Consider the following 14,437-nt stretch of genomic DNA (forward strand, 5'->3'; position numbering starts at 1 on the left):
GGGCCGCCCCGTCCGGCGCCCGCCCGGCACACGGCCGTGGGCCCGCACCCCTCTCCGGGCCCCCCCCCCACGGCCGTTCCTCCGGCAGACGAAGCCGACCACTCCGGCTACCCCGATTGCCCCGGCCGTCCCGGCCGTCCGCCTCCCCAGGCCCCGGGTGCCCCGGCCCGCCGCGCCCACCCTCGTCGCCCCGACCACCGCCGACGTGGCCGACGCGACCGCCCCGCCCGGCGCCCTTACCGCCCGCCTCCCTCACCGTGCGTCCGGCGCGAGCCGGGCCCCGCGCGGCAATGCCCCGTGCCCGCCCGTCCCGTGCCCGCCCGTCCCGTGCCCGCCCGCCAGGTGGCCGCGCTTCCCCCCGGGCTCCCCGGCCTGCTGCACCGCCTCCGCTCCCGCCCCCACCGCCGTTCCCGGCTCAGCCCTCCTCCCCGCCTCGGCCTTCGCCCCCGCCTCGGCCTTCGCCCCCGACGAGCCGGCGGACGGCGCGGCCGGGGCCGACGGGACCGCCACCGCCGGCTGCCGCGGCGGCGGCCGGTAGCCGTCCGGCGTGCTCAGCGAGACCGTCAGCGCCGTCACCGCCAGCAGCCCGGCCGCCCCGAAACCGGCGCGGGTGGTCCGCCGGGCCCGCCGCTCCCCGCCGGCCCGCACCTCCCGCGCGGCCGGCGGCGCCACCGGGCGGGCCGCCGCCAACGCCGTCAGCCGGGCGTGCAGCACCGCGCCCTGCCGGTCCGGCGGCAGGCCCCGCAGCCCCAGCTCCGGCAGCTCCGCGGCCAGGCACTCCCGGGCGTGGGTCAGCCGCCCGGTCGCCGCCCCGGTACTGGCCTCCACCTCCACCGCCGTCCGGTGCAGCCCCAGCCCCACCCCGTCGTGCAGCAGCAGCGTCCGCCGGTAGGGGACGGGCAGCGCCAGCACCGCCGCCAGCAGTGCCCGGTCCGCCGGGGCGGCCGCCGGCGGCGCGGGCGTCCCCGGACCGGGCCGCTCGGCCGGCCGCAGCCGGGGGAGCGCGCGGCGCCACGGCGCCAGCGCGTACTCGTACGCCGCCGCCCGCACCCACCCCACCGGATCCGGGTCCCCGGCCACCTCCGGCCACCGCTGCCAGGCCGCCTGGAACGCCCGCTCCACCGCCCGCCGGGCCAGCCGCGCCCGCCCGGTCAGCAGCAGCACCTGCCGCACCAGCGGCCCGGCATGCGCCGCGTACAGCGCGTCGAAGGCAGCCGAGGCGCTTGATGAGCAGTCAGCTTCCGTGCAGCCACCTGTATCTGGCTCAGCATCAGCGCTGCGTGAGACTTCCGGGCAACGGGGGGCGTGGTCGCGCGTGGTCATGGCGGAAGTCTGGGAACGACGCGGGGCGGAACTCACGCGACACGGCGGACGCATGCCCGGTACGTGGTGGAAAGGGGCGTTATTGGCAGCATGACGGTGTGAGCCAGTTGACCGAACGCGGCACCACCCTCTCCTCGCACGGCCGGACCGCGGCCCGGCGCTCCTCGGCGATCGGCACCGCCACCGTCAGCGGGGCGACCGCCGCCGGACTCGGCCTCGGCGCGCTCGCGGTCGCCGTCCTGTTGCTCTGGATCGCCTCGCCCTACCCCGACAGCGGTCCGTCCCGCGCGCTGCACCTGGCCGCCGGGCTCTGGTTCATGGCGCACGGCGGGGGGCTGGTCCGCGCCGCCACGCTCTCCGGCGCCCCCGCGCCCCTGGGCGTGACGCCGCTGCTGCTCGCCGCGCTCCCGCTCTGGCTGCTGCACCGGGCCGCCCGGGACACCCTGGCCGCGGCCGCCGACGGCGCCCCCGGTGGCCGCCAGGCGCCCGGTACCGGCCCGGCGGCCGCCCCGCGCACCCTGCTCGGCGCCCTGCTGGCCGGCTACCTGCTGGTCGCCGCCGGGGCGCTGCTCTACACCTCGACCGGCCGGCTCTCCGCCGCCCCGCTCTCCGCGCTGCTCGCCGTCCCGGGCACCGCGGCCGCCACCCTCGCCTTCACCGCCTGGCACACCCTGGGCGCGGACGCCGCGAGCCTGCTGCCGGACCGCGTGCGGGGCGCCCTGGCGAAGCTGCCGCCCGCCGTCCGCACCGCCCTGGCCGGTCCCCGCTCCGCCACCGCCCGCACCGCGGCGGGCGCCGCCATCCTCGCGCTGCTGGCCGCCGGCACCGCGCTCACCCTGCTCGGACTGGCCCTGCACGCCGGGCGGTTCGGCACCGACCTGGCCCGCCTCGCCCCGGACTGGGCCGGCCGCGGCACCCTGCTGCTGCTCTGCCTCACCCTGCTGCCCAACGCGGCGGTCTGGGGCGCCGCCTACGGACTGGGCCCCGGCTTCACCGTCGGCGTGGGCGGCGCGGTCGGGCCGCTGGGCACCGCACCGCGCCCGGAGCTGCCGCCCTTCCCCCTGCTCAGCGGTCTGCCGGACCCCGGCCCGGGCTCCTGGCCCGGCTGGTTGGCGCTGGCGGTGGTCCCGGCCGCGGCGGGCGCGGCGCTGGCCCGGTGCGCGGCCGGCGACGGGCACCGCACGTGGCAGCGGACGGCCGGGACGGCCGCCCTGGCGGCCGGGCTGTGCGGACTGGCGATGGCGGTGCTGGCCGGACTGGCGGGCGGCCCGGTGGGCCGCGGCACGCTCGCGTCGTTCGGCCCGAGCTGGTGGCTCACCGGGCCCGCGGCCGCCGGCTGGACCGCGCTGACCGGTGTGCCCGGCGCGCTCGCCCTGCGGGCCTGGCGGCGGCGCACCGCGCGCCGTGCGGCGGAGGGCGGTCCGCCGGGCCGCACCCGCCGCCCGGGCCTGCTGTTCCGCCGCCGGTCCGCGGACTAGGGCTAGGGGGTGTCCGCACAGTCCCGTCTGCCGCCCGGCCGCCCTCCGGGCGAACGACGCGACTTCACGGACACCCCCTAGCGCCCCCGGCCCCCGCCCACGTACCCCCGGCCGCCCCCGGCCGCGCCCCCGGTGGCCGTCACTGCTGCTGCTGGCTGAGCAGCGGGCGCAGCTGGGGCGGCAGGTGGCGTTCGCAGGACTTGCTCGCGGCCCGGGTCAGTGCGTCGTTCACGCAGGTGAAGTAGTCGCGGTAGACGACCTGCACGGTGAACGTCGCGGCCACCATCATCAGCGCCAGCGAGGCGGTCACCAGACCGCCGATCGCGGCGGTGGTCTGCGGCCGCACCCCGGCGCCCGGCGCACCCGGGGCGCCGCCCGGCCGGCCCGGTGCGGACGGGGTGGCGCCGCCGGCCGACGGCGCCACCCCGTCCGCGGCGGGTGCCTTCTTCGGTTCGGCCTTCCCGCGCAGCGCGCTGACGCCCCAGTAGAGGGCGAGCGAGCCGAGCAGCAGCGCCATCTCCGGCAGGCTGAAGAGCACGAAGAAGAACGCCCACATCCCGGCCAGCAGGGCGTAGCGGGCCCGCCGCTGGAGCGGGTCGGTGGGGTCCCAGCGCAGTCCGCCGGGGCCGCCGCCCGGGCCGCCGGGACCGCCCGGGCCGCCCTGGCCGCCGCCGCGGCCCGGCCGGCTGCCGAACCCGCCGCCCTGCCGGCCCGGCTGGCGGCTGCTCCACTGGCTGCCCCAGGCCGGCGGCCGGTCCGTCGGCCGCTGCCCTTCGCCGGCCCCGTCGCCGCCGCCCTCCCCGCCGCCGTCGCCGTCGCCGCGCGGGTGCCCGGCCAGGTGCGCGCGCGGGCGCCACTCCTGGTCGGGGGCGCCGGCCGGCGGCGGCGCGAAGGGGTTGTCGTCCCGGCCGGCGGAGGAGCCGGCGGGCGGTGAATCCGGGGCGGACGACGACGTGCGCTCGCGCGGCAGCAGGACCGCCCCGGGGGCGGTGACGGGCCGGGGGTACCACCCGGCGGTGGCGAGGGGCGAAAGGAGAGCCGCGCGGCGGCGTCGGTCCGGCATCTGGAGTGAGTCTTCCCCTTGTCGTGGGCGTCCGTCCGGCGGGTCGGCCGGGCGGACGGTCACCGTGAACTGCATGCGTTCTCCCGCCCGACGCTACCTCCCGTGCCCGCCCCCGTCCCGCGGGGGCCGCTCGGTGTGCCGGTATCGTTGCTGACGGTCGGCGCCTTCGTAGGGTTCCCCGGATTTCCGCGACCCCTCGCTTTGTGCGACCGCACAAACCTCTACACATCTGCCCAGACCCGCAAGACCTGGCGAGAAAGACCGCATCGTGGCCCCCTCCTCCCCTCCCGCCCGCCCCGCCCCGGCCCGGATCGTGGTACTCGTCTCCGGTTCGGGCACCAACCTCCAGGCGCTGCTCGACGCCATCGCCGCGGAGGGCGCGCAGGCGTACGGTGCCGAGATCGTCGCCGTGGGCGCCGACCGCACCGGGATCGCCGGGCTGGAGCGCGCCGAGCGGGCCGGGCTGCCGACGTTCGTCTGCCGGGTCAAGGACTACCCTGACCGGGCGGCCTGGGACGCGGCGCTCACCGCGGCGACCGCCGCGCACGCCCCCGACCTGGTGGTCTCGGCCGGCTTCATGAAGATCCTCGGCAAGGACTTCCTGGCCCGCTTCGGCGGCCGGACGATCAACACCCACCCGGCGCTGCTGCCCAGCTTTCCCGGTGCCCACGGCGTCCGCGACGCGCTCGCGTACGGTGCGAAGGTCACCGGATGCACCGTCCACTTCGTCGACGACGGGGTCGACACCGGCCCGATCATCGCCCAGGGCGTGGTCGAGGTCCGGGAGGAGGACGACGAACCCGCGCTGCATGAGCGCATCAAGGAAGTCGAGCGATCGCTGCTCGTCGAGGTCGTGGGGCGCCTGGCCCGGCACGGCTACCGCATAGAGGGACGAAAGGTACGTATCTCGTGACCGCCACCGAAGGTACGCAGCGGCCCATCCGCCGCGCGCTGGTCAGCGTCTACGACAAGTCCGGGCTGGAGGAGCTGGCCCAGGGGCTGCACGCGGCGGGCGTCCAGCTGGTCTCGACCGGCTCGACGGCCGGGCGGATCGCCGCCGCCGGGGTGCCGGTCACCAAGGTCGAGGAGCTCACCGGCTTCCCGGAGTGCCTCGACGGCCGGGTCAAGACCCTGCACCCCAAGGTCCACGCCGGCATCCTCGCCGACCTGCGCCTGGAGAGCCACCGCGAGCAGCTCGCCGAGCTCGGTGTCGAGCCGTTCGACCTGGTCGTCGTCAACCTCTACCCGTTCCGGGAGACCGTCGCCTCCGGGGCCACCCCCGACGAGTGCGTCGAGCAGATCGACATCGGCGGCCCCTCGATGGTCCGCGCCGCCGCCAAGAACCACCCCTCGGTCGCCGTGGTCACCAGCCCCGAGCGCTACGCCGACGTCCTCGCGGCCGTCCGCGCCGGCGGCTTCGACCTGGCCGCCCGCAAGCGGCTGGCCGCCGAGGCGTTCCAGCACACCGCCGCCTACGACGTCGCGGTCTCCTCCTGGATGACCGACGTCCACGCGCCGGAGGAGGGCGCCGCCCTGCCCGCGTTCCTCGGCGGCACCTGGGAGCGCCGCAGCACCCTGCGCTACGGCGAGAACCCGCACCAGGCCGCGGCCCTCTACACCGACGGCCGGCCGGGCGGCATCGCCAACGCCGAGCAGCTGCACGGCAAGGAGATGTCCTTCAACAACTACGTGGACACCGAGGCCGCCCGCCGCGCCGCCTACGACCACGAGCAGCCCTGCGTCGCCATCATCAAGCACGCCAACCCCTGCGGCATCGCGATCGGCGCGGACGTCGCCGAGGCGCACCGCAAGGCGCACGCCTGCGACCCGGTCTCCGCGTACGGCGGCGTGATCGCGGTCAACCGCCCGGTGACCGTCGCCCTGGCCGAACAGGTCGCGGAGATCTTCACCGAGGTCATCGCCGCCCCGGACTACGAGGCCGGCGCGGTGGAGGTGCTCGCCAGGAAGAAGAACCTCCGCGTCCTGAAGGTCGAGGGCAGCCCGCACCAGCCCGGTGACCTCAAGCTGCTCTCCGGCGGCGCGGTGCTCCAGCAGACCGACGTCTTCCAGGCCGCCGGCGACGACCCGGCCACCTGGACCCTCGCCAGCGGCGAGCCGCTGGCCGAGGCCGAGCTGGCCGACCTCGCCTTCGCCTGGAAGGCGTGCCGCGCGGTGAAGTCCAACGCCATCCTGCTCGCCAAGGACGGGGCGTCGGTCGGCGTCGGCATGGGCCAGGTCAACCGCGTCGACTCCTGCAAGCTCGCCGTGGAGCGCGCCGGCGAGGAGCGGGCGCGCGGCTCCTACGCCGCCTCGGACGCCTTCTTCCCGTTCCCCGACGGCCCCGAGATCCTGATCGCGGCCGGTGTCCGGGCGATCGTCCAGCCCGGCGGGTCGATCCGCGACGAACTGGTCGTGGAGGCCGCCAAGAAGGCCGGCGTGACGATGTACTTCACCGGCACCCGGCACTTCTTCCACTGAGGGCCGGCGGTTCTCCTGAGGTCCGGCAGCGCGGAGGGCCGCACCCCTTGCCGGGGTGCGGCCCTCCGCCGCGCCGGGGCGCGGTCAGTAACGCGGCCGGTTGAACCAGGCGTTGCCGTCGTCCTTGGCGACGAAGACCAGCACCAGGATGCCCAGCACGGTGTGCACCAGGCCGAACGGGAAGACGCCCAGGCTCAGGATGATGCCGACGACGCAGGACACGATGGTGGCGATCCGGACGCCCTTGCCGCCGTTGCCGAACTGCGCGGCCAGCGTGATGGCGGCCACCGTGAAGATCACGATGATCGCGATCACCGCGATCAGCACGCCCTTGCCGACGCTGAACATCGACATGTCCTGATAGGGCGAGGACGCGGCCTCGTGCGACGCCTTGGTGACGCCGCCCAGCCCCATCACCGCCAGCACCAGGCCGATGAGGTTCAGCCCGGCGAGCACGAACAGCAGCACCCGGGCCGCCTTGACGCCGCCCGGCATCACCGTCGGGTAGGGCGCCTGCGCCGCGGGCACCGGGCCGCCCGGGTACGGGCCGTAGGGGGCCATCGGCTGCGGCTGCGGCGGCTGCTGGGGATAGCCGTAACCGGGCTGCTGGCCCGGCGGGGGGCCGTAGGGGCCGGGATTGGGGTTGGGGTAGCTCACGAGCGGTGCCCTTCAAGGCGAGGCGGAACGGTATCGGCGAGCGCCACGAAGGCCCCCGGTCGCTGCTGCGCGGGGGCCTTCATCGGCTGGTGCGGGCGTCCGAGGGCCCGTTACGGCATTACTTGGGGGCCGGGACGACCACCGTGCCGACGAGCTTGTCGGCGAACGTCTGGCTCTTGTCGTCCCACAGCGGCCACAGCCAGCCGATGCCGCACAGCAGGCCGTTGAGGTAGCGGCAGATGTAGCGCACGAAGGTCATGCCGAAGCCCATGGGCTGGCCGGTGGCCTCCTTGACGACCTTGATGCCGAGCGCCTTCTTGCCCGGGGTCTGGCCGGTGCTGCCTTCCTTGGCGATGAGGAAGAACATGCCGCCCACGGCGAGCAGCCACGCGAGCGAGATCAGCACGTAGAAGAAGCCCGGCGTGCTGGCCGACGAGGCCGTGTTGATGGCGTTCTGGAAGCAGTTGTAGTCGCTCGGCGCGCAGTTGGAGGTGTCCGGCGTGGCCGAGCTGACCGAGCTGGCCGCCACGGCGATGGCGATGATGTAGAGGATGCCGGGCACCACGCCGACGATCAGGCCGTCGATGAGGATGGCACCGAACCGCGAGCCCCAGCCCGCGTAACCCGTCGGCATCCCGGGCATCCCCGGCTGGCCGTACGGGGCCGCCGCCTGCTGCGGGTAGCCGTAGCCGGGCTGGCCGCCCTGCGGCGGGACCTGGCCCTGCTGCGGGTAGCCGTACGGCTGCTGGGGCTGCTGCGGCGGGACCTGGCCCTGCTGGGGGTAGCCGTAGCCCGGCTGGCCGCCCTGCGGCGGGACCGGCGGCTGCTGGCCGTACGGGCCCTGCGGCGCCTGCGGCGGCTGCTGGCCGTAGGGGTTGTTCGGATCACCGAAACTCATGGTGCTGCTTTCCTCCGTTGGTGTCAGTGGGGGACGACGCGGCGCGACTCGGAGGAAAAACAGGTTGTTTCATGGCCCGCCCCCGACGATGCCTGCGGCACTGCGCCGTCAATCCTTCTAGGTGAGGATTCGCTCTGTCCAGTCAGGGCGGTCAGCTTTTGTCCAACCGCAATGATCATTTCCGGACAACCGGCGTCCGCGCGCCCTGATTGGAACACGGGTGCCCTCATCCGCGAGGATGGGGGTATGACTGCCCAGATTCTGGATGGCAAGGCCACCGCCGCCGCGATCAAGTCCGAGCTCACCGCCCGCGTGGAGGCGCTGAAGGCCAAGGGTGTCACCCCGGGCCTGGGCACCCTGCTGGTCGGCGACGACCCCGGCAGCCGCTGGTACGTCAACGGCAAGCACCGGGACTGTGCCCAGGTGGGCATCGCCTCCCTCCAGCGCGAACTGCCGGAGACGGCCACCCAGGAGGAGATCGAGGCCGTCGTCCGGGAGCTCAACGAGAACCCCGACTGCACCGGTTACATCGTCCAACTCCCGCTGCCCAAGGGCATCGACGCCCATCGCGTGCTGGAGCTGATGGACCCGGCCAAGGACGCCGACGGGCTGCACCCGATGAGCCTGGGCCGCCTGGTGCTCGGCATCGAGGGCCCGCTGCCGTGCACCCCCTACGGCATCGTCCAGCTGCTGCGGCGGCACGGCGTGGAGATCAACGGCGCGCACGTGGTCGTCGTCGGCCGCGGCATCACCATCGGCCGCCCGATGCCGCTGGTGCTCACCCGCAAGTCCGAGAACGCCACCGTCACCCAGTGCCACACCGGCACCCGGGACCTCGCCGCGCACCTGAAGCGGGCCGACATCATCGTCGCCGCGGCCGGTGTGCCGCACATCATCAAGCCCGAGGACGTCAAGCCGGGCGCGGCCGTCCTGGACGTCGGCGTCAGCCGGGACGAGAACGGCAAGATCGTCGGCGATGTGCACCCCGGTGTCGCCGAGGTCGCCGGCTGGATCGCCCCCAACCCGGGCGGCGTCGGCCCGATGACCCGCGCCCAGCTGCTGGTCAACGTCGTCGAGGCGGCGGAGCGCGCGGCCGGGCTGTGACCCGCCGTCCCCGTCCGCTTCCCGCCGCACCCGCCGAGCGCGGCGCACCCGCCGCACCCGCCGCGCTCGTCGTACCTGCCGTACCCGTCGTACCGTCGAAACCGACGCATCAGGACACCGGAAGGGGCTGACCGCCAGACATGGCTGCCGAAGCGCATTCGGAGGGCGCGTCCGCGCCGCAGCGCACCCCGCGCCGCTTTCCGCAGCTGACCCGCGACACCGCCCGCCCCGAGGGCGGCGGCCGGGCGGCCTCCGGCGATTACCCGGCACCGGCCCGCCAGTGGCCGCTGCTGGCCGTGCTGGGCGGGGTCGCCGCCGGGCTGCTGCTGGTCGCGCTGGACGCGTTCCGGATCGGCGCGATCGTGATCGGACTGTCCCTGCTGGGCGGCGCGGCCCTGCGGTGGGCGCTGCCGTCGGTGGGGATGCTGGCCGTCCGGTCCCGCTTCACCGACCTGCTCACCTACGGGGGGCTCGGCTTCGTCATCGTGCTCCTGGCGATGATGGTCCAGCCCAAACCGTGGATCCACGTCCCGTTCCTCGACGACATCGTGCACTTCACGGTCCGCTAGGGACGCCTTCCGCGCGGCGCCGCGGCACACCTCGTGCCGTAGCGCCGCGCGCCTGTGTGACGCGGGTAACTTGGCGACGTCCGGGGGGTGCCCCAACCGCGAGAGGGACGTCCATGGCCAAGATCAAGGTTGCCAACCCCGTCGTCGAGATCGACGGCGACGAGATGACCCGCATCATCTGGTCGTCCATCAGGGACCGGCTGATCCTCCCGTACCTCGACATCGACCTGAAGTACTTCGACCTCGGCATCGAGCACCGGGACGCCACCCGGGACCAGGTCACGGCCGACGCCGCGCACGCGGTCCGCACGTACGGCGTCGGGGTGAAGTGCGCGACCATCACCCCGGACGAGGCCCGGGTCGAGGAGTTCAACCTCCGGGCGATGTACCGCTCGCCGAACGCCACCCTCCGCGCCATCCTGGGCGGCGTGGTCTTCCGCGAGCCGATCATCATGGCGAACGTGCCGCGGCTGGTCCCCCACTGGACCCGGCCCATCGTGGTGGCCCGGCACGCCTTCGGCGACCAGTACCGCGCCACCGAATGGAAGGTCCCCGGACCCGGCGCGCTCACCCTGACCTTCACCCCGGCCGACGGCCGCGAGCCGGTGGAGCTGGAGGTGCACGACTTCCCCGGCCCCGGCGTGGCGCTGGCGATGTACAACCACGACGACTCGATCCGGGACTTCGCCCGCGCCGCGTTCCGCTACGGGCTCGACCGCGGCCACCCCGTCCGCCTCTCCACCAAGAACACGGTCCTGAAGAAGTACGACGGCCGCTTCAAGGACCTCTTCCAGGAGGTCTTCGACGCCGAGTTCCGGGGCCCCGTCGAGGCCCGCGGGCTGACCTACGAGCACCGGCTGATCGACGACATGGCCGCCGAGGCCCTGCGCTCCTCCGGCGGCTTCGTGTGGGCCTGCAAGAACTACGACGGCGACGTGCAGTCGGACGTCGTCGCGCAGGGCTTCGGCTCGCTGGGGCTGATGACCTCGGTGCTGATGACCGCCGACGGCCGGACCCTGGCGGCGGAGGCCGCGCACGGCACGGTCACCCGCCACTACCGGCAGCACCAGCAGGGCAAGGCCACCTCCACCAACCCGATCGCCTCCGTCTTCGCCTGGACCCGCGGGCTGGCGCACCGCGGCCGGCTCGACGGCACCCCCGACGTCGTGCGCTTCGCCGAGGCGCTGGAACGGGTCTGCGTGGAGACCGTCGAGGGCGGCCGGATGACCAAGGACCTGGCGCAGCTCATCGGCCCGGCGCAGCCCTGGCTCACCACCGGGCAGTTCCTGGACGCCGTGGCGGAGGCGCTCCAGCGGCAGCTGGCGCCGGCCTGACGGCCCGCCCGGCCCGCCGCGCCGGCCGGGATGCACCGCCCCGGCGGACCGGCCGGAGAAAAAAGGGGGATTGCCCTCCCGGATCCCGGGCATGCGCTCCTTACCCCCCACGGGTGTGGCACCACTGCACGGCCGTCCGCGCTTCCCCCTCCGCAGCGCGGGCGGCCGTCGGTGCGGGCGGCCCGCCCACCCGCGCGGACCGGCCGGGCGGTGGGCCGGCCGGGCGGTGGGCCGGCCGGGCGGTGGGCCGCCCGGGTCGGTGCGGGGGCCGGTGAGGTGTCCCACACCGGCCCGTCACCAGCGGCGGGCGGGGGTCCGATAGCCTGACGGCCGGTTCTCTCGATACCAAGAGACCTCGATAGATGGGCAGGGACACCCACCGCCACCCAAGGTGGTCCAGGGGCTTGCCCCCGGAATACCGCGCAGGAGATCGCCATGACCCGCACTCCCGTCACCGTCACCGTCACCGGCGCCGCCGGCCAGATCGGTTACGCCCTCCTCTTCCGCATCGCCTCCGGTCAGCTGCTCGGCGCGGACGTGCCGGTCAAGCTGCGCCTCCTGGAGATCCCGCAGGGCCTCAAGGCGGCCGAGGGCACCGCGATGGAGCTGGACGACTGCGCCTTCCCGCTGCTCCAGGGCATCGACATCACCGACGACCCGAACGTCGCCTTCGACGGTGCCAACGTCGCGCTGCTCGTCGGCGCCCGCCCCCGCACCAAGGGCATGGAGCGCGGCGACCTGCTGGAGGCCAACGGCGGCATCTTCAAGCCGCAGGGCAAGGCCATCAACGACCACGCCGCGGACGACATCAAGGTCCTGGTCGTCGGCAACCCCGCCAACACCAACGCGCTGATCGCCCAGGCCGCCGCCCCGGACGTCCCGCGCGAGCGCTTCACCGCGATGACCCGCCTGGACCACAACCGCGCGCTGACCCAGCTGGCGAAGAAGACCGGCACCCCGGTGTCCGAGATCCGCCGCCTGACCATCTGGGGCAACCACTCCGCGACCCAGTACCCGGACATCTTCCACGCCACCGTCGCCGGCAAGAGCGCCGCCGAGACCGTCAACGACGAGCAGTGGCTGGCCGACACCTTCATCCCGACCGTCGCCAAGCGCGGCGCGGCGATCATCGAGGCCCGCGGTGCGTCCTCGGCCGCCTCGGCCGCCAACGCCGCCATCGACCACGTCCACACCTGGGTCAACGGCACCGCCGACGGCGACTGGACCTCCATGGGCATCCCCTCGGACGGCTCCTACGGCGTCCCGGAGGGCCTGATCTCGTCCTTCCCGGTCACCACCAAGGACGGCGGGTACGAGATCGTCCAGGGCCTGGAGATCAACGACTTCTCCCGCGCGCGCATCGACGCCTCCGTCAAGGAGCTGGCGGAGGAGCGCGAGGCGGTCCGCGCGCTCGGCCTGATCTGAGCGGCTGAACCGGGCCGGCGCCCGCCCCGGCGGCACCAGCCGCCCCACCGGCACCGCCCATCCCACCCGCACCACCCACCGAGCCCGTACGGCAACTGCCGTGCGGGCTCGGCCCGTTGCGGCCGCCGCACCATCGCGTAATGCACTGACACCGGGCGTCCGGCTCCCCTATGCTGCCAACCCTTCACACGTCCGGGTGACCGTCGCGCGCCGGCGGAACGACCGCGCCGCACCGGCGCGTTGTGAGGGGTACCTGCCGTCGGCGAGGGCGGCAGCAGCGACGGGGGAGGCCGATGTCCGGTACGCACGTGCCCGCACAGCCCGGGGAGGGGGAGGAGCGGCCGCGGCTGCGCAAGGAGCCCGCCGCCCCGGCGCCCGGCCCGCTCCCCGCGACCCCGCCCGCGGCCAGCGAGACCACCCGCCTGCTCTGCGCCGGGACCTACCTCGACGACACCTTCCGCGACGCCGTCATCGACGAGCTCTACGTCCACGAGGAGCGGTTCGCCGCCCCGTCCCTGGGCATCGACGCGGCCCGGGTGCTGGCCCACGCGCTGCGCGCCCGCCGGCTGGAGCTCGGCTGGTCCGCCGCGATCCTGCTGGCCTGGGTGGTCTCCCTGCCGCTGTCCATGGGGCTGACCCTGGCCTACGTCGGCCCGGTGGTGCTGCTGGGCCTGGGCCGCTTCGCCCGCCGGCTCGCACCGGCCGTCTGGTTCGCCCGGTTCCTCGCCTTCGTGCTGCGCTGGTACGGCCGGATCTGGCTCGCCGTGTTCCTGGCGGGCATGGTGCTGGGCGCCTTCGCCAGCACCTGGGCGAACGTCCTGCCGGTCCTGTCGCCGTTCGCCCTGGTCAGCGCCCTCTTCTCGGAGAGCGGCGCGCTCGGGTCGTCCGGCGGGGGATGGAGCGTCCCGGACGGCGGCGCCTCCGTCCCGGACCTCGGCTTCCCCTACCTCGTCGCGGTCTGGGTGACGATCGCGCTGCCGGTGCTGGTGGCGGCCCTGGTGGCGCTCCAGCGGGGCCAGTTCGCCCGCTCCCTGGACCGCGAGCTGTCCCCGGCCGCCTTCCGCGACGTGCTGTCCGACCCGGCCGAGCGGGCCGAGGGCCTCCGCTTCCAGCGGCTGCGCGAGCGCATCCGCATCGAGCAGCACGGTCCGCTGGTGATGTACCGCCCCGGCGACCCGTTCTGCGGCGCCGGTGAGCCGTTCAAGCCGTGGTCGCTGTCGGTGGAGCTGGTGCCGCGGGCCGACGGCCCCGCCGTACCGCTCGACAACGGCGAGATCCTCGCCCGGATCGTGCCGCTGGTGGAGGCGTTGCGGGTGCCGTCCGGCTCCCCGGAGACCGCCGCGGCGGTCCGCGACCGGCTGCGCTCCCTCGAAATCGACCAGTGCGTCTTCCTGCCCGCCGACGGCCTGCCCACCCGGGCCGCCGCGCCGTACGACCCCGCGGCCTTCGAGGAGCACCGGACCGCCGCCCTGGAGGAGGGCGGCGAGACCCGCCGGCACTTCCTGCGGATCCGCGTCGGCGGGTGGCACGAAGGCGTGGTCACCACTGTCTTCGTCCGGGTCCACACCCAGGGCGGGATGCTGATGATGGAGGTGGCCCCGCACGTGCTGTGGCCGCTGCGCCCGCTCTTCCAGAACGCCGACCGGATCGCCCACCAGTACCGCCACCACCACCGCTTCGGCCGTGCGGTCTGGGCGTTCACCCACAGCCCCCGCGCCGCCGCCGAGGCCGTGCTCACCCTGCTGCGCGGGCTGGGCGGCGCCTGGGGCCGGGCCACCGAGGGCCACGGCGCCGCCCTCCCGGAGGGCCCCGCCGTCTCGATCCGCGAACTGGCCGCCACCGACGACGCCTCGCTCTTCCAGTCCATGGACGTCGCCCGCTACCTGAAGACCGTTCAGCAGCGGGTGGCCGCCGGGGTGAAGAGCGCGCTGCACGACGCGGGCTACCAGACCGCCGAGTTCGAGCAGCGGATCGTCCATGTCGCCGACGGCGGCGTCTACGTCGAGTCCGCCCAGGGCGCCGTCGGCATCGGCGACCACAACACCATCACCCACACCGGCGACCCCACCCCCAAGAGCGACGCCGCATCCCCGAAGGGCAGGTCCTGA

General features: G+C 75.0%; 12 protein-coding genes. 8 read left to right on the forward strand and 4 right to left on the reverse strand.

What is annotated here, in order from left to right; all coding sequences use genetic code 11:
• Window positions 1–252 precede the first annotated feature (252 nt).
• A complete protein-coding gene (locus MUU72_RS35580; RefSeq protein ID WP_248012486.1) occupies window positions 253–1,164 on the reverse strand; it encodes a SigE family RNA polymerase sigma factor in 912 nt (303 codons plus the stop codon).
• Window positions 1,165–1,421: 257 nt separating this feature from the next.
• Between MUU72_RS35580 and MUU72_RS07500 the strand changes: the two genes are divergently transcribed.
• A complete protein-coding gene (locus MUU72_RS07500; protein WP_248012472.1) occupies window positions 1,422–2,801 on the forward strand; it encodes a cell division protein PerM in 1,380 nt (459 codons plus the stop codon).
• A gap of 139 nt (window positions 2,802–2,940) precedes the next feature.
• On the opposite strand, the gene MUU72_RS07505 is transcribed toward MUU72_RS07500, so the two are convergent.
• A complete protein-coding gene (locus tag MUU72_RS07505; protein ID WP_248012341.1) occupies window positions 2,941–3,864 on the reverse strand; it encodes a hypothetical protein in 924 nt (307 codons plus the stop codon).
• Between the two features lie 268 nt (window positions 3,865–4,132).
• Between MUU72_RS07505 and purN the strand changes: the two genes are divergently transcribed.
• Both purN and purH read left to right on the forward strand, forming a co-directional pair.
• Entirely contained in the window at window positions 4,133–4,777 is a 645-nt protein-coding gene (gene purN, locus MUU72_RS07510) for a phosphoribosylglycinamide formyltransferase (protein WP_248012342.1), read from the forward strand.
• On the forward strand, window positions 4,774–6,342 hold the full coding sequence (gene purH, locus MUU72_RS07515; RefSeq protein WP_248012343.1) for a bifunctional phosphoribosylaminoimidazolecarboxamide formyltransferase/IMP cyclohydrolase: 1,569 nt from the start codon (window positions 4,774–4,776) through the stop codon (window positions 6,340–6,342). Before purN ends, purH begins: the two co-directional genes overlap by 4 nt.
• An 84-nt stretch (window positions 6,343–6,426) precedes the next feature.
• Here purH and MUU72_RS07520 read toward each other — a convergent pair whose 3' ends face one another.
• Both MUU72_RS07520 and MUU72_RS07525 read right to left on the reverse strand, forming a co-directional pair.
• Window positions 6,427–6,999: a hypothetical protein gene (locus MUU72_RS07520; RefSeq protein ID WP_248012344.1), complete on the reverse strand. Its 573-nt coding sequence runs from the start codon at window positions 6,997–6,999 to the stop codon at window positions 6,427–6,429.
• Between the two features lie 118 nt (window positions 7,000–7,117).
• On the reverse strand, window positions 7,118–7,897 hold the full coding sequence (locus tag MUU72_RS07525; RefSeq protein WP_248012345.1) for an RDD family protein: 780 nt from the start codon (window positions 7,895–7,897) through the stop codon (window positions 7,118–7,120).
• A 246-nt stretch (window positions 7,898–8,143) separates the two neighbouring features.
• Between MUU72_RS07525 and MUU72_RS07530 the strand changes: the two genes are divergently transcribed.
• The 5 genes from MUU72_RS07530 (at window position 8,144) to MUU72_RS07550 (ending at window position 14,437) form a co-directional block, all read left to right on the forward strand.
• Window positions 8,144–9,001 (forward strand): bifunctional methylenetetrahydrofolate dehydrogenase/methenyltetrahydrofolate cyclohydrolase, encoded by an 858-nt coding sequence (locus MUU72_RS07530; protein WP_248012346.1) that lies wholly within the window; start codon window positions 8,144–8,146, stop codon window positions 8,999–9,001.
• Window positions 9,002–9,141: 140 nt separating this feature from the next.
• On the forward strand, window positions 9,142–9,570 hold the full coding sequence (locus tag MUU72_RS07535) for a DUF3017 domain-containing protein (RefSeq protein WP_248012347.1): 429 nt from the start codon (window positions 9,142–9,144) through the stop codon (window positions 9,568–9,570).
• Window positions 9,571–9,683: 113 nt separating this feature from the next.
• A complete protein-coding gene (locus MUU72_RS07540) occupies window positions 9,684–10,904 on the forward strand; it encodes an NADP-dependent isocitrate dehydrogenase (protein WP_248012348.1) in 1,221 nt (406 codons plus the stop codon).
• 435 nt (window positions 10,905–11,339) lie between these two features.
• Window positions 11,340–12,329, forward strand: coding sequence for a malate dehydrogenase (locus tag MUU72_RS07545; RefSeq protein WP_248012349.1), 990 nt, complete (start codon window positions 11,340–11,342; stop codon window positions 12,327–12,329).
• Window positions 12,330–12,622: 293 nt separating this feature from the next.
• On the forward strand, window positions 12,623–14,437 hold the full coding sequence (locus MUU72_RS07550; RefSeq protein ID WP_248012350.1) for an AbeC-like domain-containing protein: 1,815 nt from the start codon (window positions 12,623–12,625) through the stop codon (window positions 14,435–14,437).

The organism is Streptomyces rhizoryzae, from assembly GCF_023155275.1.
Classification (GTDB): domain Bacteria; phylum Actinomycetota; class Actinomycetes; order Streptomycetales; family Streptomycetaceae; genus Streptomyces; species Streptomyces rhizoryzae.

Bases quoted from the DNA above. Each gene is read 5' to 3' on its own strand.
- MUU72_RS07505 (WP_248012341.1), bottom strand. From the start codon at position 3,864: ATGCCGGACCGACGCCGCCGCGCGGCTCTCCTTTCGCCCCTCGCCACC.
- MUU72_RS07525 (WP_248012345.1), bottom strand. From the start codon at position 7,897: ATGAGTTTCGGTGATCCGAACAACCCCTACGGCCAGCAGCCGCCGCAG.
- MUU72_RS07530 (WP_248012346.1), top strand. From the start codon at position 8,144: ATGACTGCCCAGATTCTGGATGGCAAGGCCACCGCCGCCGCGATCAAG.
- MUU72_RS07535 (WP_248012347.1), top strand. From the start codon at position 9,142: ATGGCTGCCGAAGCGCATTCGGAGGGCGCGTCCGCGCCGCAGCGCACC.
- MUU72_RS07540 (WP_248012348.1), top strand. From the start codon at position 9,684: ATGGCCAAGATCAAGGTTGCCAACCCCGTCGTCGAGATCGACGGCGAC.
- MUU72_RS07545 (WP_248012349.1), top strand. From the start codon at position 11,340: ATGACCCGCACTCCCGTCACCGTCACCGTCACCGGCGCCGCCGGCCAG.
- MUU72_RS07550 (WP_248012350.1), top strand. From the start codon at position 12,623: ATGTCCGGTACGCACGTGCCCGCACAGCCCGGGGAGGGGGAGGAGCGG.